Below are 20123 nucleotides of genomic sequence, written 5' to 3'. Positions count from 1 at the left end.
CTCACACCCGCCCGCCCCGGCGTCCGTGTGATGTAGATCACACCCCTCGACCGGCCGGAGGCGCCCTGTGACCCAGACCGTCCGCCCGCCCTCCCCTGCCCCCGGTGAGGACCACATCGATCTGTCCTGGCGCAGATCCGCATCGTGCGGACTCACCCCGAAGAGCGCCCGGCCCGGCGCCCCCGACCCGCGCGCATCGCGCTCCCACCGGCTCGCCGAGGCCGCCCGACCGGTGATGGACGACCTGGACGAGGTCCTCAAGGACACCGGGGCCATGCTCCTGCTCGCCGACCGTGAGGGCCGGGTCATCCGCTCGGTCCGCGACAACGCCCGGATCTCCCGCATGTTGCTGCGGCGCGGGGTCGACGACGGGGCGACCCTGACCGAGGACGCGGTGGGCAACAACGGAATCGGCACGGCCCTCGAGACCCGCGCCGGGGTGTTCATCCACGGCGAGCAACACTTCGCCGAGGTGTTGCGCGACTTCGCCTGCTACGGGCACCCGATCATCGACCCGCTCACGCGACGCCTGGTCGGCGCGGTGGATCTGACGGGCATGAGCGCCGACGCCTCCCGCATGTTCGCGCCGTTCGTACGGAAGATCGTCGCGGACATCGAGGCCCGCTATGTCGACACCGCCCGTGCCGACGACCGCGAACTGTGGCACCGCTTCGTCGAACGCACCCGTACCTCCGACACCGCGACCTGCGCGTTCGGTGACGAGGTCGTCCTGGCCTCGCACTCGAGCCTGGAACGGCTGGACTCCCGCGACCTCGGCAGGCTCCGGCGCCTGGTCGACCGGGACGAGTTGGGAGACTCCGTGGAGCTGTCGGTGGGTACGGTCGGGGTGCTCTCGAGCCGCGTCGGTCGTCGTGGGCACCTGCTCGACCTGGTCTTCCCCGACCATCAGCACCCGGCCGTGCCCGTCCTGGGCAGCACCCGGCCGGCCTCCACCTCTCCCCTGCCCGCTGCCATCCCGGGGGTGTCGGCGACGCCCGCCGCCCCCTCGCCCGGCTCCTCCAGCGGGGCCACCGGGCGGGCCCACGCCGTGGTCGGCCCTTCCGGGTCGGGACGATCGACCACGGCGCGGGACATCGCCGGCCCGGGCGCCCTGCACGTCCGCCTCGCGGAAGCCGACAGCGCAGACGCCGCGTGGATCGGGCTCGCAGTGCCCGCCCTACGTGACCAGGGCGATGAGGGCAGACCGCTGGTCCTGGACGACATCGACCTCCTCGACGACGCCGACCTGCGCCGCCTGGCAGCACGCCTACGGTCGGCGGGGGCCGCCCTCGTCGTCGTCACCAGTCGCGAGGACCCCCGCGCGGCGGTGACGGAGGCACTGGACGCCTGCGGGACGAGGACCGTTCTGCGGCCCCTGCACGAACGCGGGGCCGAGAGCTCCGAGATCGTCGCCCGGATGGTGGCGGAGCTGACCGCCGAGAAGGGGCTCGGCCCGACCGTGCCCACGGCGCGCTTCACGGACGCCGTCTGCGCCCTGGACCTGCCCAACGGACTGATCTCCCTGCGGTCGATCCTGAGCGAATGCCTCACCGAGTCCGGGCACAGGGGGTCGACGACCCTCGACGTGGACTCACTGCCGTCCCGCGCCCGCACCGGACGCCCGCCCCGGGCCGGGGAGCTGGCGAGAGGCGAGTACGACGCGATCGTCGCCGCCCTGGCCGACTGCGACGGCGTCCGGTCACGCGCCGCCAAACGGCTGGGCATCAGCAGGACCACCCTGTACGCCCGGATGCGCGAGTTCGGCTTGTCCTAGCGGGCGGGCGTCGGCCCGGCCTCGGCCCGGCCTCGGCCCGGCCTCGGCCCGGCGTCGTCGATGCTGTCGGTGTTGTCCATGTTGTCCAGAATCTGAACACTCAGCGTGCCGCCCACGACCCCATGATGGGTTGTGACCGGTATCACAACCAGAGCCGGTCGGAATTCTGGAGGACATCATGACCGGCACACTCTCCCGCGACACCGGCACCACCGGCCGATTCGACGAGCGGCTCAGCGCCGAGGCCCGCGAGTTCCTCGCCCGCCCGCACCAGCTGTTCATCGACGGCCAGTGGGTGGACGCCGCCGACGGCCGCACGTTCGGCACCTACGACCCCGCCACCGGCGCCGAGATCACCCAGGTCGCCCACGGCGGGCCCGAGGACGTCAACCGGGCCGTGGCCGCCGCACGCCGCGCATTCGACGACGGCGCCTGGGCCACGATGAAGCCCAACCAGCGCGAGCAGATCCTCTGGCGCATCGGCGACCTGCTGGACGCCAAGGCCGAGCTGTTCGGCCAGATCGAGGCGCTGGACAACGGCAAGTCCGTGGCGATCGCGACCGCCGTCGACGTGGCATGGGCTGCGGACGTGTTCCGCTACTACGCCGGCTGGTCCACCAAGATCGAGGGCTCCACCGTCAACGTGTCGATGCCGTTCGCCGGCGACAAGCAGTTCCACGCCTACACCCAGCGCGTCCCCGTGGGCGTGTGCGGGCAGATCATCCCCTGGAACTTTCCCCTGCTCATGGCGGCGTGGAAGCTCGCCCCCGCCCTGGCCACCGGCAACACGCTGGTCCTCAAGCCGGCCGAGCAGACGCCGCTGACCGCGTTGCTGCTGGGCGAGGTCATCGCCGAGGCCGGGGTTCCCGACGGCGTGGTCAACATCGTCACCGGCTTCGGCGACGCCGGCGCGGCCATCTCGGCCCACGACGACGTGGACAAGGTGGCCTTCACCGGCTCCACCGAGGTCGGGAAGCTGATCGTCGACGCCGCCAAGGGCAACCTCAAGAAGGTCTCCCTCGAGCTGGGCGGCAAGAGCGCCAACATCGTCTTCGCCGACTGCGACTTCGAGGCCGCCGTCGCCGGGTCCGTGGCCGCGTGGATGTTCAACCACGGGCAGGCCTGCACCGCCGGCACCCGCCTGTACGTCGAGGACTCCATCTACGAGGAGTTCACGCAGGCCGTCGCCGACGCCGCCGCCCAGGCCACCATCGGGCACGGCCTGGACCCCGCCACCGAACTCGGCCCGCTCGTCGACCAGGACCAGTTCGACAAGGTCTCCTACTACCTACGAGCCGGGATCGAGGACGGCGGACGCGCTCTGACCGGTGGCGGCCGACACGGTGACACCGGCTTCTTCGTCCAACCGACCGTCTTCGTGGACGTCGAACCCGACCACCGGGTGGTCACGGACGAGATCTTCGGCCCCGTCGTCTCGGCCCTGCGGTTCACCGACATCGACGACGCGGTCCGGCAGGCCAACGACTCGATCTACGGCCTCGCCGCGGGCGTCTGGACGAAGGACATCTCCAAGGCCCACAAGGTCGCCAGCCGTCTGCACGCCGGCTCGGTCTGGGTCAACCAGTACAACGGCTTCGACACCGCCATGCCGTTCGGCGGGTTCAAGCAGTCCGGATGGGGCCGCGAACTGGGCCAGGGTGCGCTGGACCTCTACACCCAGACCAGGTCGGTCAACATCCAGCTCTGAGTGATCGAGCTCCACGAACCGGGACCCGGCGTCCCCGTGCCCCCTCCGGGGACGTCGGCGACTCCCCTCTCTTCCCACCCTGCACTACCTGAAAGGAACACGCCGTGAAGACCAAAGCAGCAGTACTGTTCGACCTCCACAAGCCGTTCGAGATCATCGAGCTCGACCTGGACGATCCCGGCCCCGGTGAGGTGTTGATCAAGTACACGGCCGCGGGCCTGTGCCACTCCGACCTGCACCTGTCCGACGGCTCACTCCCGCCGCGCTTCCCGATCGTCGGCGGGCACGAGGGAGCCGGCGTCATCGAAGCCGTGGGCGTGGGCGTCACCAAGGTCAAGCCGGGCGACCACGTGGTGTGCTCGTTCATCCCCAACTGCGGGACCTGCCGCTACTGCTCGACCGGGCGGCAGAACCTCTGCGACATGGGAGCGACGATCCTCGAGGGCCATATGCCCGACGGGACCTTCCGCTTCCACTCGGACGGCAAGGACTTCGGTGCGATGTGCATGCTCGGTACGTTCTCCGAGCGCTCGGTGATCTCGCAGCACTCGGTGGTCAAGGTCGACGACTGGCTGCCGCTCGACAAGGCCGTCCTGGTGGGCTGCGGCGTGCCGTCGGGCTGGGGCACCGCCACCTACGCCGGCAACGTGCGCCAGGGCGACACCGTGGTGATCTACGGAATCGGCGGCCTGGGCATCAACGCCGTCCAGGGCGCCGTCCACTCCGGTGCCCGCCACGTGGTCGTGGTGGATCCCGTTCAGTTCAAGCGCGACGAGGCGTTGAAGTTCGGCGCCACCCACGCCTTCGCCGACGCCGCCGAAGCCCACGCCGAGGTGGAGAAACTGACCTGGGGCCAGATGGCGGACCAGGCGCTCATCCTGGTGGGCACCGTCGACGAGCAGGTCGTCTCGAGCGCGTTCGACGTGATCGGCAAGGGCGGCACGGTGGTGATCACCGGCCTGGGCAACATGACGGACAAGACCGTCCAGGTCAGCGGCACCATGATGGCCCTGTTCGGGAAGACCATCACAGGCACCCTGTTCGGTTCCGCCAACCCGCAGTACGACATCGTCAAGCTCCTGCGCCTGTACGACGAGGGCAAGCTCAAGCTGGACGAACTCATCACCACGACCTACACGCTCGACCAGGTGAACGAGGGCTACCAGGACCTGCAGGACGGCAAGATCATGCGCGGGGTGATCATCCACGACAACTGATCCCGGCCGGCGAGGCCTGGCGGCGCGCGCCATCCCGGTATTCCGGGGCGGCGCGTGCTGTCGTTGGCCCGGTCATGGCCGGCAGACGCTCCTGCGGTTGGCGGCGCTGGGCCGGCTCAGGGCGTGGGCGCACCGCCTGTCACCGACAGCGTGTTGCCGGTCGTGTACGACGACTCCTCGGATGCCAGGTAGACGTAGGCGCCGGCCATCTCGACCGGCTGACCGGGCCGGCCCAGCGGGTTCTTCTGACCGAAGTACGGCAGCTTCTCCGGCTTCTGCCCGCCGGAGACCTGCAGCGCGGTCCAGAACGGCCCGGGCGCCACGGCGTTGACGCGGATCCCCCGGGGCGCGAGCTGCTGGGCCAGCGCCTTGGACATGGTGTTCACGGCCGCGCGGGAGGTCGCGTAGTCCACGAGGCCCGGTGACGGGGTGTAGGCCTGCACCGACGAGGTGAAGATGACACTCGATCCGGGCTGGAGGTGCCCCAGCGCCTCCTGCATCATCCAGAACGGCGCCGAGATGTTGACGTTCATCGTCTCGGCCCACTGCTCGGAGGTGAGGTCCTCAAGGTTCTCCACGTAGGTCTGCCGGGCGGCGCCCAGCACCAGCACGTCGACCCCACCGAGCCCGGCGACGGCGTCGCGGACGATCGACCGGGCGACCTCCTCATCGCCCACATCGCCGGGCAGCAGCACGCATGTCCGCCCGGCCTCGCGGACCAGTCGCGCGACCTCGTCGGCGTCGGACTGCTCGGACGGCAGGTAGCCGATCGCGACATCGGCACCCTCGCGGGCGTAGGCGATCGCGACGGCCCGACCGATTCCCGAGTCACCGCCGGTGATGAGCGCCCGCCGGCCGGTGAGCCGACCGTGGCCGACGTAGGACGTCTCGCCGTGGTCGGCGGGCGGGTCGAGCTCGGACGCCAGCCCGGGGACGGGCTGCGACTGCATCGGTATCTCCACCTCGTACTTGAAGGTGGGGTCGATCAACACCGCGTCGTCGGGCTGGACGGCGTCGGGCTGGTCGGAGGGTGTGAAGGTGGGGTCGGTGCTCACTGGCGGGCCTCCTGGGTCGTGTAGCTGCATCGACGGTACGCGCCACGGGCGGCCGCCCGTCCGGATGCGAGTCGGCGCCGAATCCCCCACACTGCGGAAGAGAACTCAACTTCCCTCGAGACGAAGGAGCACGCATGCCCCGTTACCGCGTGATTGACCCCGAGCAGAACGTGATCGACGAGAAGGAGTTCGCCGACGACACCAAGGCCTACGACTGGTTCAAGACGGTCGAGGTCCCGGAAGACTCGCTCGGCTACGCCATGGAGGTCGACATGGACGGCAAGTGGACGCGATTCGAGATCAACGACGGTGGCACCAACACCTCCCCCGCGGCCGACGAGGGCACAGGCATCGCCTGAGCCCACCCCGCGGACACCGCTACTCCGCCTGCCCGTCACCCGCCACGCGTGGGTGGGGCGAGGCGGAGTCGGTCATTTCGGCCGACCCGCGCGGTGGACGCGTTCGCGGAGGGCGAGCATCAGTGAGTCCATGCGTGCGGTCTCCTCGAGCAGGTCCGGGACCGCATCAGGGTGGCCGGAGCGGTTATCGAGGCAGGCGGTGTTCGCCCGCTCCAGCAGCGCGGCGAACTCCGGATCGGCGTCGGTGCGGTCCCTGACGTCGGGATAGGTGTCCTCGAGCGGGGTGCCGATCCCGAGCGTGGGTCGGAGCGCGTACCAGCGATCGAGGGTCTCGGTCAGCGCCTCCAGCGCCAGGAAGTAGGAACGACGGGCTGAATCCACCGCGCGCTCGGCGGTGAGCTGGACCGGGTCGGAACCCCGCCGTAGCCGGCGGCGGCGGGACAGATCCTCCAGCCCGGACCGCGCGATCCAGCCGGTCGCCGCGACCCAGGCGGCGAGCCCGGCGATCACCGTGAGCAGTAGCAACGCAAGGATCAGGGGCATACCGTCACCGCCCCACGGCCGATGCGCCGAGCCGCCGAGACCCCGGCCCCGACCCCAGCCCCGACCCCGGGGCCGTCATGATCCCACCAGTGCGTGCAGGACGAGCGTCAACGGCACGGACAGCAGTACCGCCGCCGAGATGCCGGCCCCGATCAGTTTCCCCAGGCCCGCCCAGCGGAGCTCCAAGCATTCCGCCTCGACGGCGGCCGGTGACAGCGGCGCCGCGAGCCGACCGGCCGCGGACGCCCGCGCCTCCGCGACGGTCGGCCAGGTCGCGGGCACGTGGGCGTGGGGGTCGTCGCCGAGCTCGGCTGCGGCGACAAGGGCACGCTGGTCGTCCCACTCGGTCAGTCGCTGGTCGAGTTCGGCCACCGCCGCCTCGGCCGCCTCGATCCGCCGGCCCTCGGCCGTTCGCGAGGCGGTGACCGAGGGCAGTTCCATTCCTCCAGCTTCCCCCACCCGAGCTCGCCCGGGCAAGGGTGACCGCCGCGCCGTCAGCCCTTGACCAACCCGCCGTCCACGATGAGGTTCTGTCCGGTCACGGCCCGTGCCCATGGGGAGGCGAAGAGCAGCACCGCGTCGGCGAGTTCGGCAGGGGTGATCACACGCCGCAGCGGGGTGCCGGAGGCGATGATGTCGAATACCTCTTCAGGTGTAGCGGCGCTGGCTTCCGTGGTGCGCAGCAGGCCGCCGGAGACCATGTTGACCGTGATGCCGTCCGGCCCGAGGTCGGTGGCGAGGGTGCGGGTCAGCGAGAGCGCGGCGGCCTTGGCGGCGGTGTAGTCGTGGTACGGCACGACCGGGTGTTGGAACAGGTTGGTGCCGATGGTGACGATCCGACCGAACCCTGCCTCGCGCATCCCCGGTAGCGCGGCCTGGGTGGTGGCGAGGGCGCCCTTGACCGCGCCACGCAGCTGCGAGTCGAAGTCCTCCCAGGTGAGGGTCTCCGGCCGCGGCCGGGCGCCGCCGTTGAACTGGAAGTCGACCAGCGCGCTGTTGACCACCGTGCTGATCGGCCGACCGAAGTGGGCGCGGGCCGTGTCGAAGAGGGCGCACACCTCGTCGTCGTCGGTCACGTCGGCGCGCAGTGCGACGGCGCGGTCCTCGCCGAGCTCACGGACGAGGTCGGCAGCGGCGGCCTCGCTGCGTCGATAGTTGACGACGACGAGCGCACCCTTGCGGGAGAAGGCGCGGCTGATCTCCACGCCGAGTCCGCGGGCTCCGCCGGTGACCAGGACGACCTGCTCGTTGCTTCGCATGCTGTTTCCGGTACTCACTGTCACTCACTTCCCGGTGGTTCCCCAGGGGGACGCGATGCCCACCTTCCCGCCGCGCGCAGACCGCACCAAGCCGCCCTCCCTGATCCGCCCCGCGAACCTGGACAACCGTCCTAGGATCGGCGCATGCCCCCCGGCCCGCCGCGCGATCCGCGCCCCTCGAACACCGCTGATGTCATCGTGATCGGCAGTGGTTTCGGTGGCGCGGTGTCGGCTCTTCGGCTGGCCGAGCAGGGGCGCTCGGTCCTCGTGCTCGAACAGGGTCGTCGTCACTCCCCCGCCGATCTCCTCGCCGCCCGCACAGACCCGCGCAAGTATCTGTGGCTGCCCGAGCTGGGGTTGAAGGGGTTTTTCTGGCAGCGGGTGCTGCGGCACGTCGGGATCATCGGCGGTGCGGGCGTGGGCGGCGGCAGCATCGTGTGGGCCGGCGTGCTGCTCGAACCGAAGGACGAGTTTTTCACCGACCCGGCCTGGCCCGCGGTCACCGACGGGTGGCGCGCCCAGCTGGCCGAGCACTACCGCACCGCCGCCCGCATGCTCGGGCGCGAGACCACCAGCCACGTCGGCGAGATGGACCGGCACCTCGAGGCCACGGCCCGGTCGATGGGTGCCGGTGGGACGTACGGCCCGACGCCGATGGCGATCTGGTTCGGCGCACCCGGTGAGGAGGGCGTGACCGTGCCGGATCCGTTCTTCGGCGGCGAGGGGCCTGATCGCACGGGGTGCCGGCTCTGCGGGGCGTGCCTGGTCGGCTGCCCGTACGGCAGCAAGAACACCCTCGATCTCAACTACCTGTGGCTGGCCGAGCGCCGCGGCGCACGGATCCGCCCCGACACCAAGGTCGACACGATCGCCGAACACCCCGACGGTGGATTCGAGGTCCGCACCGCGGGCGGTGAGACGCTCCACGCGGCCGAGGTGGTGGTGGCGGCGGGCGTCCTCGGCACCGTCGAATTGCTGTTCCGCTCGCGCGAGCAGGGCCGGCTCCCCCGCGTCTCGACCCGGCTCGGCGAGGGCGTGCGCACCAACTCCGAGGCCATCACCGCGGTCCTGGCCGACGACCCGGACGCCGACCTCACCCGCGGCCCCACCATCTCGAGCGAGTTCTACCCGGACGCCGCCACGCACGTCACCCAGAACCGGTACGTCGGCGGCTGGCACATGCGGCTGCAGCTCGGACCGCTGATCGACGGCGCGGATCCCGCTCGACGCCGGCGCGCGGCCCTGGCCGAGCTCGCGCGGCGGCCTCTACAACAGGTGCGGCTGATGACCGCCCGCAACTTCATCGAGCGTCTGAGCGTGTTCACGGTGATGCAGAACGAGGAGAACGAGATCCGGCTCGTGTTCGACCGCTCCCCGATCACGCCGTGGCGGTGGGTGGTGCGGTCGCGGGCCGGGGAGGGCGAGCCTGCCCCCAGCTATCTGCCGCAGGCCAACGAGGTCGCGCGGCGATTCGCCGAGTCCGTGGGCGGTCGGCCCCTCAACCTGCTGCTCGAGAGCGTGGGCGGCAAGTCGATCACCGCCCACGTGCTCGGCGGCGCGGCGATGGGCACAAATGCCTCCGACGGCGTGATCGACACCGATCACCAGGTCTTCGGGCATCCGGGACTGTACGTGGTGGACGGGTCGTCGATCCCGGCTAACCTCGGCGTCAACCCGAGCCTGACCATCACCGCCATGGCCGAGCGGTTCGCCACCCGCTACCGGGCCCGCCGCGCCGTGTCCCCCAACCCCGCGTCCCCCACGATCGGAGCCCCGTGACCGCCGCCCTGCCGACCTCGCTCGGCCGACTGCGCGCCCTGTTCTCGCAGGCCGCGCCGCCGACCGACCCGCCCGCCCCGGGCGACTACCTCGTCACCTTACTCGGCCCGGCACCGCTGAGGGTGGTGGCGCCGCGCGCGATCGCCCTCGGCGGGATGCCGGGCTGGCAGGGCAAGCGTTTCGCCCCCGGGGGCGGCGCGATGAACCTGGTCGACGACGACGAGGGCCGCCCGCCACGGGAGACCCTGCCGATGCGGGTGACGCAGGAGTCCTCGTGGCTCGACGGCGGTCAGGTGATCGTCTGCTCGTACGGCGCCTCGAGCCCGGTGCCGTGGCGCTGGGTGCGGGACGAATTCCGGCCGCTCGACGACCGGCGCCTGATCGGCCTGACCTTCGCGGGCGGGCCCTGGTCGCGGGTCGCGGCGGCTCCGCTGCTGCTCACCCGGGCCTAAGCGCGGGGTGGGCGGCCGGGCGGGCGGGTCACCTGCCCGCCCGCGGTGCCTACGCGAGGCGACGCAGTCGCGGTTCGAGGTCGGATGTGAACAGGTCGAGGAAGCGTTTCTGGTCGTGGCCGGGGGCGTGGAAGACCAGGTGGTTCAGGCCCGCGTCAACGTATTTCTTGACCTGCTCGACGGCCTCGTCGGGGTCGGAGGCGACGATCCACCGCTTGGCCACCTGCTCGATGGGCAGCTCGTCGGCCAGCCGCTCCATCTCCCGCGGCGAATCCACCGAATGCTTCTGCTCCGGTGTCAGGGACAGCGGGGCCCAGAAGCGGCAGTTCTCCAGCGCGGCGGCCGGGTCGGGGTCGTAGGAGATCTTGATCTCGATCATCCGATCGATCTTCGACGAGTCACGCTCGTTGATCTGCGCGCCCTCCTCGACGGCCGGCAGCAGCTTGTCGGTGTACAGCTCCATCCCCTTGCCGGAGGTGCAGATGAACCCGTCGCCGACGCGGCCGGCGTACTTGGCCACCACCGGACCGCCCGCGGCGACGTAGACAGGCACGCCACCCTCGGGCACGTCGTAGAGGAATGCGTCCTTGGTGGAGTAGTAGTCGCCCTCGAAGTTGGTGGTCTCACCGGTCCACAGTTCGCGCATGAGCCGGACCGACTCACGCAGGCGCGCGAACCGCTCCTTGAACTCCGGCCACTCACCCTGGTGGCCGGTGGCGATCTCGTTGAGCGCCTCACCCGTGCCCACCCCGAGGAAGATGCGGCCCGGGTACAGGCACGCCATCGTCGCGAACGCCTGCGCCAACACCGCCGGGTTGTACCGGAACGTCGGCGTCAGCACCGAGGTGCCCAACTGCAGCCGCTCGGTACGCTCACCCACCGCCGTCATCCACGCCAACGAGAACGGCGCATGACCACCGTCGTGGCGCCAGGGCTGGAAATGATCAGACACCGTCGCCGAATCCATCCCCGCCCGCTCCGCCAACACGGCGAACTCCACCAGATCACGCGGACCGAACTGCTCGGCCGACGCCTTGTAACCGAGCTTCAGGGACGGGGTGTCGGGCATGTGGGGCTCCTTGGGGCCGTAGAGGTGTGCTTGATGTGTGTCGAGGTCAGCCGCTGATGTACTTCTCGCCGAACCGGGCGATAGAGTCGCGCTTGGCGTCCAGGGGGGCGTCGTATCCGTGGCCCTCGATCAGCCACGGGATGACGATGACATCGGTGACCCCCGCCTCCTCGAGTTGGGCGAAACCGCGGGTGCCGTACCGGTCGGTGCAGGCCACCTGAATCTCGAACGGCCGGCCGTCCCCGCGGTCGGCGAGGGAGCGGCCGTCGGCCTCGAGCAGTTCTCCGAGGCGGGTGATGGTGGCGGCGATCTCATCGAATCCCATCATCGCCGAGGTCCACCCCTGGCCGACCCGGACGGCTCGGCGTAGCGCCGGAGCGGTGTGGCCGCCCACGTAGAACGGCACCTGGGCCACGGGCGGCGGATCCAGTGTGAGGCGGTCGAAGTCGAAGTGCTCACCGTGGTATTCGAACCACCCGCCGTCACCGGCCAGGCGGATGATCTCGAGCATCTCGTCGACCCTCTTGCCACGCCCCGGGTAGGGGACTCCACACCACGCGAACTCGTTGGGGTCCCATCCGATCCCCACCCCCAGGTCGATGCGTCCGCCGGTCAGGTGGGAGACCGTGGACAACTGCCGCGCCAGCAGCAGGGGCTGACGGGGTCCGAGTTTGAGGACCTGCGGGCAGAACCTGATGGTCGAGGTGGCCACACCCATCGCAGCGATCGCGGTCAGGGGTTCGACCCACGGGGTGTGCTCGTCCCACATCCGCGCCCCGTCGGGCGTGTACGGGTAGTCGGTGTCCTGCCGGTGGGGCAGGAACAGCGAATCGGGAAGCGTGACGCGGGCGAAGCCCGCGTCCTCGGCCGCGCGGGCCAGGCCGAGGAGTTGGTCGATCGGGCTGAACGCGACCGGAACGGAGAACTGCATGATGTGACCTCTTCTGTCGGAAACGATGGACGCGGTGGTCAGCCCCAGCGGGACTGACCGCCGTCGAGCGGAATGGTCACGCCGGTGAGGTAGGACGCCTCCGCCGTGCACAGCCACGCCACGGGCCGGCCGATGTCTGCCACGGGGTCGCCCACCCGCCCGGCCGGTATGCCGGCGATGAACTGTTCGCCCTCCTCCGGGTTGTGGCGCATCCACCAGTCGAGGCCGGGGCTGTGGGCGTGGGGGGCGACAGTGAGGGCTCGGATCCCGTCCGCACCCCATTCACAGGCGGCCGCCCGCGTGAGCGCCCGGATCGCCTCCTTCACCGCCGCGTAGACGCCGTAGTCCGCCGCGTCCCACCGGACCGCGGCCGAGGAGACGAGATTGATCACCACCCCGCCACCCCGCGCGACCATGTACGGGCGGGCCTGCTTCATGAGGCTTAGCGAGGCCCGGGGTCCGGCCTCGAAGGCCGTGCGGAACGCGGCGTCCGAGTACTCGTCCAGCGGCATCGGTTCCGCGAGGTTCGCGTTGTTGACCAGGATGTCCACCGAGCCCAGCCACCTCGCCGCGGTCGCGATGATCGACTCCGCCGCGGTCTCGTGGGTGATGTCGACGACCAGGGAGTCCGCAGTGCCGCCGGTGGCGCGGATCTCCTCGGCCGCCGATTCGAGCGTGCGCAGTGTCCGGCCCACCAGCAGCACCGCGGCTCCGGATTCCGCCAGCGCGAGGGCTATGCCCCGGCCCACACCCTGACCGGCGCCGGTCACGACAGCCACCTTGTCCGACAGGCGGGCCGCGGCACGGGCGGGGAGCATCGTCGTGCTCGTGGTGGTCATCGAGGCCTTTCACGTCGGTGCAGCCGAGCGGGGGCGTCAACCCGCCACCGCCACTGTAGTCACCTGTGTACGGAAACTGTAGTCAATTGTGTACACCACGGTATCGTCAGCCTCGCCCCCTCCGCCACCACACCGAAGGACTGCCCGTGAACAGCATCGAGATGGACATCAGCACCACCGATGAGTGGCGAGCGGTCGAGGCGCTGGCCGCCTCGACGGGTGAGACCACCCTGCGTGAGCTGTTCGACCGAGACCCCGACCGCGGGAGCCGACTGGGCGTGACGGCAGGCGATCTCTACATCGACCTGTCCAAGAACCTGGTCACCGATGAGGTCGTCTCCGCGCTCCTCGGCCTCGCTCGCGTTGCGGACCTGCCGGTCCGCCGAGCAGCCATGTTCCGCGGCGACCGCATCAACACCACGGAGGACCGTGCCGTCCTGCACACGGCCCTCCGACGAGATGCCGATGACACGCTGACCCTGGATGGTCGCGACGTGGTCGTCGACGTCCACGAGACCCTCCGGACGATGACCGCCTTCGCCGAGCGGGTCCGGAGCGGGGAATGGACCGGGTACACCGGCAAGAAGATCACCACCGTCCTCAACATCGGCATCGGCGGATCGGATTTCGGGCCCGCGATGGTCGACCGGGCCCTACGCCCCCTGCAGACCGGCGGGATCACCGCCCACTACGTGTCGAACGTCGACCCCCGCGACCTCGACTCCACCCTGGCCGGGATCGACCCCGAGACCACCCTGGTGATCGTCGCCTCCAAGACGTTCACCACCCAGGAGACCCTCGCGAACGCCCACGCCGCCCGTCGATGGTTTCTCGATCGCCTCGGCGCGGAAGACGCCGTGGCCGCTCACTTCGTCGCGGTCTCGACAGCCTCCGACGAGGTGGCCGCGTTCGGCATCGCCGAGGAGGCGGTGTTCGGCTTCTGGGACTGGGTCGGTGGCCGTTTCTCCGTGGGGTCCGCGATCGGGCTCAGCTGCATGATCACCCTCGGGCCCGGGGTCTTCACCGAGTTCCTGGAGGGCATGAACTCGATGGACGAGCACTTCGCCACCGCGGCGGATGACCGCAACGCGCCCCTGCTCATGGGGCTGCTCGGCGTCTGGTACACGAGTTTCCTGGGGGCCCAGTCCAAGGCCGTCATCCCCTACGCGCACGATCTCGCCCGCTTCCCCGCGTACCTCCAGCAGTTGACCATGGAATCGTTGGGCAAATCGGTCCGGCTCGACGGCTCCCCGGTGGACCACCCCACCGGGGAGATCTACTGGGGTGAGCCGGGGACGAACGGCCAGCACGCGTTCTTCCAACTCCTGCACCAGGGCACCCACCTCGTCCCCGTCGACTTCATCGGCATCGCCCGCCCCTCGGACGGAACGATGGCGGCCGATGACCGTGTGGCCATGCACGACCTGCTCGTGAGCAACATGTTCGCCCAGTCCCGGGTGCTGGCTTTCGGCCGGAACGACGCCGAGTTGCGCGCCGACGGCATCGAGGCCGCTCTACTCCCTCACCGGGTGATGCCCGGAAACCGTCCCTCGACGACGATCCTCGCGCCCTCGCTGTCCCCCGGCGTCCTCGGGCAGCTCATCGCCCTGTACGAACACGTCGTCTTTGTCCAGGGGGCGATCTGGAACATCAACGCCTTCGACCAGTGGGGAGTCGAACTGGGGAAGAAGCAGGCCCGCGACCTCTACCCGGCACTCGGCTCCGACGAAGCCAGTGGTGCCGACTCCAGTGGTGCCGACACGGATTCCTCCACAGCGGCCCTCATCGCCCGCTACCGGGCCGCACGCGGCCGGGACCGGGCGACGGACCGCGGTTAACCCGCGGTCTCGTACTTCGCGGCCAGGCGCGAGAGCGTCTCGGTGATGCCGGACGCGTTCTGGTCGGCGACGCCGATCTTCTCGAAGACCTTGCCGATCTTCGAGGGCCGGGGATCGAAGCACTCGGTGACCTCGGTACGCCCGTCCGCGGTCGGGGTGAACTCCCAGCGCCAGCGGTGGCCCGCGGGGTGCGCCCACTCGATGACCTTCTGGTCGGGCGTGTCGATGTACTCGGTGACCGTGCTGGTGATGCGGTACGGGACGCCGTACATGCGCATCGAGGTGGTGAACTTGGCGCCCTCGGACAGGGTCGACGGCCCCTTGACGTTGCTCTTGACGGTCCCTGAACCGTCGACGAGCCCGTGCTTGCGCGGGTCGGTGACGAGCCCGAACAGCTCCTCGGCGGGGGCGTTGACGGTGACACTGCGGGCGACGACGCGGGGGCCGCGGTCGACGGTGGTGATGGCGGTCATGGCAGATCGGTCCTTCCGGAGTTCGCGGGATCGGATCACACCACGATAGGGCCGCAGCCGGTACCGCGGTGGCCTGTGATCAGTGCGCGGTGGGCGTGGGTCCGGGAGCTGTTCGTCGTGCCACGTCACGCCACAGTTCGGCGACACTCCCCACGACCACACCGATGCCTGCGCCCATCACCATCCAGGTGGCCAGGTTCGGGGCGCCGGCGATCACGACTCCGAGGACGGTGCCCACCCCGGCCCCGTGGAGGAGCCCCAACCCGACCAGCGGTCCCGCCGCGTGCGACCTCATGGGTGCCACGCTAGAACCAGCCCGGGACGGGATCAACGGATCAGTGCGGGCTCGCCTGACGGACCGGGCCCGTGGCGCCGTGGTCTGCGGCATCATCACCGCTACGACACCCCACGGCCGGCCATCGGGCCGGGCGCCCCTCGGAAGGATGCACATTGATCGCCCTCACCGTTCTGTACCCCACGCCCGACGACGTCGAGAAGTTCGACGAGTACTACATCGGCACCCACATCCCCCTGGCCCACAAGGTGCCCGGCCTCGCCGACGCCAAGGTCACGCGCTTCCTGCCCGGCCCGGATGGATCGGCCCCCGAGTTCCACCTGATGGCCCAGTTGTTCTTCGCGGACGCCGAGGAGATGGGAGCGTCGATGGCCACCGAGGAGGGGCGGGCACTGGTGGCGGACGCCGCCAACCTCGGCGTCACCCCGTCCATGCTCGTCGGCAGCATCGAGTAGCCGGCAGCATCGAGTGACCACCCGGACCCGTCCCGTCAGCGCGGACGGGCACCGGGGCTCGCTCCTCACCGGACCTCCGCCACTCCCCACGCCCCCAACCAGATCGCCTTGAGGGACGCCAGCATCCGGGCGGACTCGGCTTCGGCGGGCTTGAGCGACCGGTCCTGGTAGAAGGCCATGACGATCATGTCCGTCAGCCTGTCGACGATCGCCCCGTGGTCATCGGACAACGGGGCGATCAGCCCGGCCTCCGAGTCCTGCCCCATCTGCTCCGAGAGGTGGGCGTTCAACCCCGTCACCAACTCGGTCCAGCGGGACCTCACCTCGTCGTCGTATCCGGTCGCCTGTACTCCGGCCACCATCACCTGGTCGTGTTCCACCCACGCGGCGTAGGACTGGCCGAAGAGCCGGTCGAAGTAGTCGGAGTGCGATTCCCCGGCCCGCCGGTGGTAGCTCCCGACGGTGTCGATCCAGGCGTCCCAGGCCCGCCCGACCAGCTCCCCCAGCACCTCGTTCTTGGACTCGAAGTAGAAGTAGAAGTTCGGCCGCTTGATCCCCGCGGCCTCGGTGATGTCCTTGACCGAGATGTCCGATGCCGGCATCTGCTCGAGCAGTCCCTCGAACCCGTCCAGGATGACCTGCCGCTGGACCTCGCCCTTCGGCACACGCCTGCGACGGCCGTCGACAGCGTCGGAGGCCGGTGTCGGTGACGGGCCGGAAACCATGATCGCCACTCCTAGGGTCGCGGGGCGTGGGGCCCGACAGGCGTGCGGCCCGTCGCTCAGGCGACCGGGACCGCGGTGTGGGACGACTCGAAGACCAGGCCCTCGAATCGACCCGAGTTCCACCAGTCCTCGATCATGTTCCAGAAGTCGATCTCCGACGAGTTGTACACGTCGCGGAACACGGCCTTGGACACCTCGCCCTGCCCGTTGTAGTACCCCGGAGTGCACCCACCCCAGTACGCCTCGCGCGGCTCGTTGGACCGGCGCACCTCGGCGACCCAGTCGGCCTCGGCCTCGGCCGTCGGCTCGAAAGTGCCGAGATCGTTGTCCAGCAGGTGCTTGACGAGCCGAGCGGCGTGCCGGGCCTTGCGGTCGAGCATGTAGACGAAGTTGACGTAGTAGGCGGTCTGCGACATCCCCAGCTCGACGAAGTTCGGGAAACCGTGGGTGAAGAACCCGTGGAAGGTCCGGGCCCCCTCGGAAAAGTACTCCTGCATCGAGTGACCCTCGCGCCCGATCACGTCGTAGCCGTAGATGCCCGCCGGGCCGGACCCGGTCTCGAAGCCGGTGGCGAAGATGATGCAGTCGACCTCGTAGTGCGTGCCCGCCACCACGATCCCCGTGGAGGTGATCCCGTCGATCCCGGTCGGCGACGCGGCCAGCGTGACATTGGGCCGGTTGAACGTCTGCAGGTACTCGTCGTTGAAGCAGGGGCGCTTGCACATGTAGCCGAACCACGGCTTGAGACCGTCGGCGGTCGCGGGATCCGTGACGATCGAGTCGACCCGCTGATGGGCGCCCATGAGCAGCTTCATGTCCGCGAGCTCGGCGACCAGCGCCTGGTCCGCCTCCGGGAGTTCACCGACGGGCGTGTCCACCAGGGGCTGGCCCGTCAACTGCGGGAACAGGTGGGTCCAGCCGTCGTCGACCAGGTTCCCGTCCACCTCGTGCCCGGAGATGATCCCGTTGAAGTTGTCGTGCCGCTCGTACTGCCAACCGGGCTGGAGCGACTCGGCCCACCGCGGGTCGGTCTTGCGGTTGTTGCGCGGCTGCACGACGCTCGGCGTGCGCTGCACCACGATCAACTCCTTGGCGTCCTCACCGAGGTAGGGCACCACCTGCACGCCGGTGGCGCCGGTGCCCACCACGGCGACGCGCTTGTCGCGCAGGTTCTCCAGGTTCCCGGCCGCCGATCCGCCGGTGTAGTCGTAGTCCCAGCGGCTGGTGTGGAAGATCTTGCCCTCGAAGTCCGCGATCCCGGGCACCTTCGGCAACTGCGGCTTGGTCAGTGCGCCGTTGGAGCGCATGAGGACGCGAGTGCGGAACCGGTCGCCGCGGTCGGTGGTGACCTCCCATCGCTGGGCCTGCTCGTCCCACTGCGCGTGGGTGGCGCGGGTCTGGAAGTAGGTCTTGTCGTAGAGGTCGTAGTGCCGGCCGATGCGCTGGGCGTGCTCGAAGATCTCGGAGCCGTCGGCGTACCGCTGGCTGGGGATGTACCCGGTCTCCTCGAGCAGCGGCATGTAGATGTGCGATTCGATGTCGCACTGGACGCCCGGGTAGCGGTTCCAGTACCAGGTACCGCCGAAGTCGCCGCCGTACTCGACGATCCGGAAGTCCTCGACGCCGTTCTGCGTGAGGTAGGCACCGGCGGTCAGCCCCCCGAACCCGCCTCCCAGGACCAGGGTGTCGAGCTCCTCGGTGACCGGCTCGCGGGTGATCGGGTCGGAGAACGGATCGGCGTCGTCCACCTCGAGGAGGTCCTCCAGGCCCTGGAACTGGGCCAGTTGGTCCCGGCGCAGGCGGGCCTGCTTGTCCGCCTCGAAACGCTGACGGAGGTGGTCGGGGTCGAAATCGATGTCGAGGGGGATCTGCGATTCGGGGAGGGTGAAGGCCATGCTGGTGTCCTTTGGCGAAGGGTGCGTCCGCGGGGAGGGGTTCCGTGGACGGGGTGTCGAACAAACTTGACGCTCCGTCAAGTTGTGACGAGCATTACGTACACTGTGTGATGTACGCAACAGGCCAACGGGGATTCGGGCGGGCCGGACAGGTGGCCGGCACGTCCCACACCGACGGGTCCCGGCTGATCAAAGTAGGTACGGTGGCCTCACCATGACCCCTCCGCGCTCCCCCTCGCCCGACCCGGCCGGTTCCGCGGCGAGCCCGGTCGATGTGACCGGCTCAGCCGATCAGGCCGCGCGCACCCGGCCGCTGGTGGTCGCCGTGATCGGTGCCGGCGCGATCGGCGGCGCGGTCATCGAAGCACTCGAGCGGGGCGACGTCCCCGGGGCCGGGCTCGGCGATGTGCTCCGCTCCCGCAGCACGGACGAGGAGATCACCGACGCCATCGAGGCGGCCGACGTGGTGGTTGAGGCCAGCAGTGTTGACGCTGCCGAGGAGTTCATCCCGCGAGTGACGGCCGCCGGCACGGACATGATCGTGTGCTCCTGCGGGGTGTTCGCCCGCCACTCGGACCCGCGCGACCTGCTAGCGGGCGGGTCGGGCGCCGGACGCGTGCTGGTGCCCGCCGGGGCGATCGGCGGACTCGACGTCCTCTCGGCGGCCGCACGCGCGGGCACCGACGACGCCCACCTGCGCCACTTCACCATCAAGAGTCCTGCTGCGCTGAACGTCGAGGAGCAGCTCACCGAGCGACGGGAGGTGTTCCGCGGGTCCGCCCGCGAGGCGGCGCTGGCGTTCCCGCTCACCTCCAACGCCTCGGTCGCACTCGCGCTGGCCACGCTGGGATTGGACCGGACCGAGGTGGTCGTCGTCGCCGACCCGGAGGTCCGTCGCACCCGCCACGTCGTGGAGTGGGTCTCGCCGATGGGTCGCTACGAGCTGCAGTTCGAGAACGCCGTGGACCCCGACTCCGGCGGCCGCACCTCGGCGATCACCGCGTGGTCGGTCGCGGAGGTCCTCGCGTCACTCACGGCGGGCGCGGGGCCGGGCGTGGTGGTGCTCGGCCAGGACCCGGGCCGCGGTTCGCGTCGAGAGGCGAAAGACCGGCCGGTGACAGGCCGACCGGTGGAAGCTCGACCGCCGAGCCCCTAGCGTGTGGGTCCCAGTCAACGAGAGGTGCGACTATGACCAACGCCCGACCGTCAGACCCGGATCCCGCCCAGAGCCCGGACGTGGATGACACCGGTTCCGCCCCCGCCGGGGTGACGCCGGACTCCGACTCGACCTCGTTGCAGTCGGACAGTGCGGCCAGGAAGCAGGCCCCCACGGAGCGGCAGAGCCCGACTCCTCAGCCGGGACGCACGAGTCCCGTCGTGTGGATAGTGGTCATCGCCATCGTCGTCCTCCTCCTGGTGGTCGGCCTCGTCGGCTACGCGTTCGAGGTGTTCTAGAG

The 20123-nt window shown here is 70.0% G+C and carries 21 protein-coding genes; 10 read left to right on the top strand and 11 right to left on the bottom strand.

The window, feature by feature from the left end:
• The first annotated feature begins 67 nt into the window (after positions 1 to 67).
• The 3 genes from AC3DEV_RS01685 to AC3DEV_RS01675 all read left to right on the top strand — a co-directional run bounded on the left by AC3DEV_RS01685 (position 68) and on the right by AC3DEV_RS01675 (position 4699).
• The gene (locus AC3DEV_RS01685) at positions 68 to 1774 is read left to right on the top strand and encodes a helix-turn-helix domain-containing protein (RefSeq protein WP_488371105.1); all 1707 of its coding nucleotides are present in this window, start codon (positions 68 to 70) and stop codon (positions 1772 to 1774) included.
• A 178-nt stretch (positions 1775 to 1952) separates the two neighbouring features.
• Positions 1953 to 3482: an aldehyde dehydrogenase family protein gene (locus AC3DEV_RS01680; RefSeq protein WP_488371104.1), complete on the top strand. Its 1530-nt coding sequence runs from the start codon at positions 1953 to 1955 to the stop codon at positions 3480 to 3482.
• 104 nt (positions 3483 to 3586) lie between these two features.
• The gene (locus AC3DEV_RS01675) at positions 3587 to 4699 is read left to right on the top strand and encodes an NDMA-dependent alcohol dehydrogenase (RefSeq protein WP_119192587.1); all 1113 of its coding nucleotides are present in this window, start codon (positions 3587 to 3589) and stop codon (positions 4697 to 4699) included.
• Positions 4700 to 4815: 116 nt separating this feature from the next.
• Here the strand turns inward: AC3DEV_RS01675 and AC3DEV_RS01670 are convergent, their stop codons facing one another.
• Entirely contained in the window at positions 4816 to 5754 is a 939-nt protein-coding gene (locus AC3DEV_RS01670; protein ID WP_488371103.1) for an SDR family oxidoreductase, read from the bottom strand.
• 134 nt (positions 5755 to 5888) lie between these two features.
• Between AC3DEV_RS01670 and AC3DEV_RS01665 the strand changes: the two genes are divergently transcribed.
• Entirely contained in the window at positions 5889 to 6113 is a 225-nt protein-coding gene (locus AC3DEV_RS01665; RefSeq protein WP_067716967.1) for a hypothetical protein, read from the top strand.
• A gap of 72 nt (positions 6114 to 6185) precedes the next feature.
• Here the strand turns inward: AC3DEV_RS01665 and AC3DEV_RS01660 are convergent, their stop codons facing one another.
• From AC3DEV_RS01660 to AC3DEV_RS01650, 3 genes are all read right to left on the bottom strand, one after another.
• Positions 6186 to 6656 (bottom strand): hypothetical protein, encoded by a 471-nt coding sequence (locus AC3DEV_RS01660; RefSeq protein ID WP_317468797.1) that lies wholly within the window; start codon positions 6654 to 6656, stop codon positions 6186 to 6188.
• A gap of 75 nt (positions 6657 to 6731) precedes the next feature.
• Positions 6732 to 7097 (bottom strand): hypothetical protein, encoded by a 366-nt coding sequence (locus AC3DEV_RS01655; RefSeq protein ID WP_488371102.1) that lies wholly within the window; start codon positions 7095 to 7097, stop codon positions 6732 to 6734.
• A gap of 53 nt (positions 7098 to 7150) precedes the next feature.
• Positions 7151 to 7915 carry a 3-oxoacyl-ACP reductase gene (locus AC3DEV_RS01650; protein WP_488371101.1) on the bottom strand — a complete coding sequence of 255 codons (765 nt, stop codon included), beginning with the start codon at positions 7913 to 7915 and terminating at the stop codon, positions 7151 to 7153.
• Between the two features lie 144 nt (positions 7916 to 8059).
• On the opposite strand from AC3DEV_RS01650, the gene AC3DEV_RS01645 reads away from it, so the two are divergent.
• Both AC3DEV_RS01645 and AC3DEV_RS01640 read left to right on the top strand, forming a co-directional pair.
• Positions 8060 to 9694: a GMC oxidoreductase gene (locus tag AC3DEV_RS01645; RefSeq protein ID WP_488371100.1), complete on the top strand. Its 1635-nt coding sequence runs from the start codon at positions 8060 to 8062 to the stop codon at positions 9692 to 9694.
• On the top strand, positions 9691 to 10146 hold the full coding sequence (locus AC3DEV_RS01640) for a hypothetical protein (RefSeq protein WP_488371099.1): 456 nt from the start codon (positions 9691 to 9693) through the stop codon (positions 10144 to 10146). Before AC3DEV_RS01645 ends, AC3DEV_RS01640 begins: the two co-directional genes overlap by 4 nt.
• Before the next feature lie 49 nt (positions 10147 to 10195).
• Here AC3DEV_RS01640 and fgd read toward each other — a convergent pair whose 3' ends face one another.
• From fgd to AC3DEV_RS01625, 3 genes are read right to left on the bottom strand one after another with little or no spacing between them, the layout of a single operon-like run.
• Entirely contained in the window at positions 10196 to 11215 is a 1020-nt protein-coding gene (fgd, locus tag AC3DEV_RS01635; RefSeq protein ID WP_488371098.1) for a glucose-6-phosphate dehydrogenase (coenzyme-F420), read from the bottom strand.
• Positions 11216 to 11261: 46 nt separating this feature from the next.
• Complete coding sequence (locus AC3DEV_RS01630) at positions 11262 to 12146, bottom strand: TIGR03619 family F420-dependent LLM class oxidoreductase (RefSeq protein ID WP_488371097.1); 885 nt, start codon at positions 12144 to 12146, stop codon at positions 11262 to 11264.
• 38 nt (positions 12147 to 12184) lie between these two features.
• On the bottom strand, positions 12185 to 12985 hold the full coding sequence (locus tag AC3DEV_RS01625; RefSeq protein ID WP_488371096.1) for an SDR family NAD(P)-dependent oxidoreductase: 801 nt from the start codon (positions 12983 to 12985) through the stop codon (positions 12185 to 12187).
• A 155-nt stretch (positions 12986 to 13140) separates the two neighbouring features.
• On the opposite strand from AC3DEV_RS01625, the gene pgi reads away from it, so the two are divergent.
• Complete coding sequence (gene pgi / locus AC3DEV_RS01620) at positions 13141 to 14823, top strand: glucose-6-phosphate isomerase (RefSeq protein ID WP_488371233.1); 1683 nt, start codon at positions 13141 to 13143, stop codon at positions 14821 to 14823.
• Here the strand turns inward: pgi and AC3DEV_RS01615 are convergent.
• Entirely contained in the window at positions 14820 to 15296 is a 477-nt protein-coding gene (locus AC3DEV_RS01615; protein ID WP_096906955.1) for an SRPBCC family protein, read from the bottom strand. The genes pgi and AC3DEV_RS01615 overlap by 4 nt on opposite strands.
• A 79-nt stretch (positions 15297 to 15375) precedes the next feature.
• Positions 15376 to 15591 (bottom strand): hypothetical protein, encoded by a 216-nt coding sequence (locus AC3DEV_RS01610; protein ID WP_488371095.1) that lies wholly within the window; start codon positions 15589 to 15591, stop codon positions 15376 to 15378.
• Between the two features lie 155 nt (positions 15592 to 15746).
• On the opposite strand from AC3DEV_RS01610, the gene AC3DEV_RS01605 reads away from it, so the two are divergent.
• A complete protein-coding gene (locus AC3DEV_RS01605) occupies positions 15747 to 16046 on the top strand; it encodes an EthD family reductase (protein WP_120282947.1) in 300 nt (99 codons plus the stop codon).
• Between the two features lie 65 nt (positions 16047 to 16111).
• Here the strand turns inward: AC3DEV_RS01605 and AC3DEV_RS01600 are convergent, their stop codons facing one another.
• Both AC3DEV_RS01600 and AC3DEV_RS01595 read right to left on the bottom strand, forming a co-directional pair.
• Positions 16112 to 16771 (bottom strand): TetR/AcrR family transcriptional regulator, encoded by a 660-nt coding sequence (locus AC3DEV_RS01600; RefSeq protein WP_268098446.1) that lies wholly within the window; start codon positions 16769 to 16771, stop codon positions 16112 to 16114.
• 56 nt (positions 16772 to 16827) lie between these two features.
• Complete coding sequence (locus AC3DEV_RS01595; RefSeq protein WP_488371094.1) at positions 16828 to 18666, bottom strand: flavin-containing monooxygenase; 1839 nt, start codon at positions 18664 to 18666, stop codon at positions 16828 to 16830.
• 214 nt (positions 18667 to 18880) lie between these two features.
• Here AC3DEV_RS01595 and AC3DEV_RS01590 point away from each other — a divergent pair, with 214 nt between their 5' ends.
• Together AC3DEV_RS01590 and AC3DEV_RS01585 are read left to right on the top strand one after the other, a co-directional pair.
• Positions 18881 to 19822, top strand: coding sequence for an aspartate dehydrogenase domain-containing protein (locus AC3DEV_RS01590; RefSeq protein WP_488371093.1), 942 nt, complete (start codon positions 18881 to 18883; stop codon positions 19820 to 19822).
• A gap of 32 nt (positions 19823 to 19854) precedes the next feature.
• On the top strand, positions 19855 to 20121 hold the full coding sequence (locus AC3DEV_RS01585; protein ID WP_067716453.1) for a hypothetical protein: 267 nt from the start codon (positions 19855 to 19857) through the stop codon (positions 20119 to 20121).
• Positions 20122 to 20123 lie beyond the last annotated feature (2 nt).

The organism is Dietzia sp. IBK-p2-15D (assembly GCF_057773105.1).
Note: the sequence above shows the minus strand (reverse complement) of the source record. Positions and strands in the feature narration are given on the sequence as shown.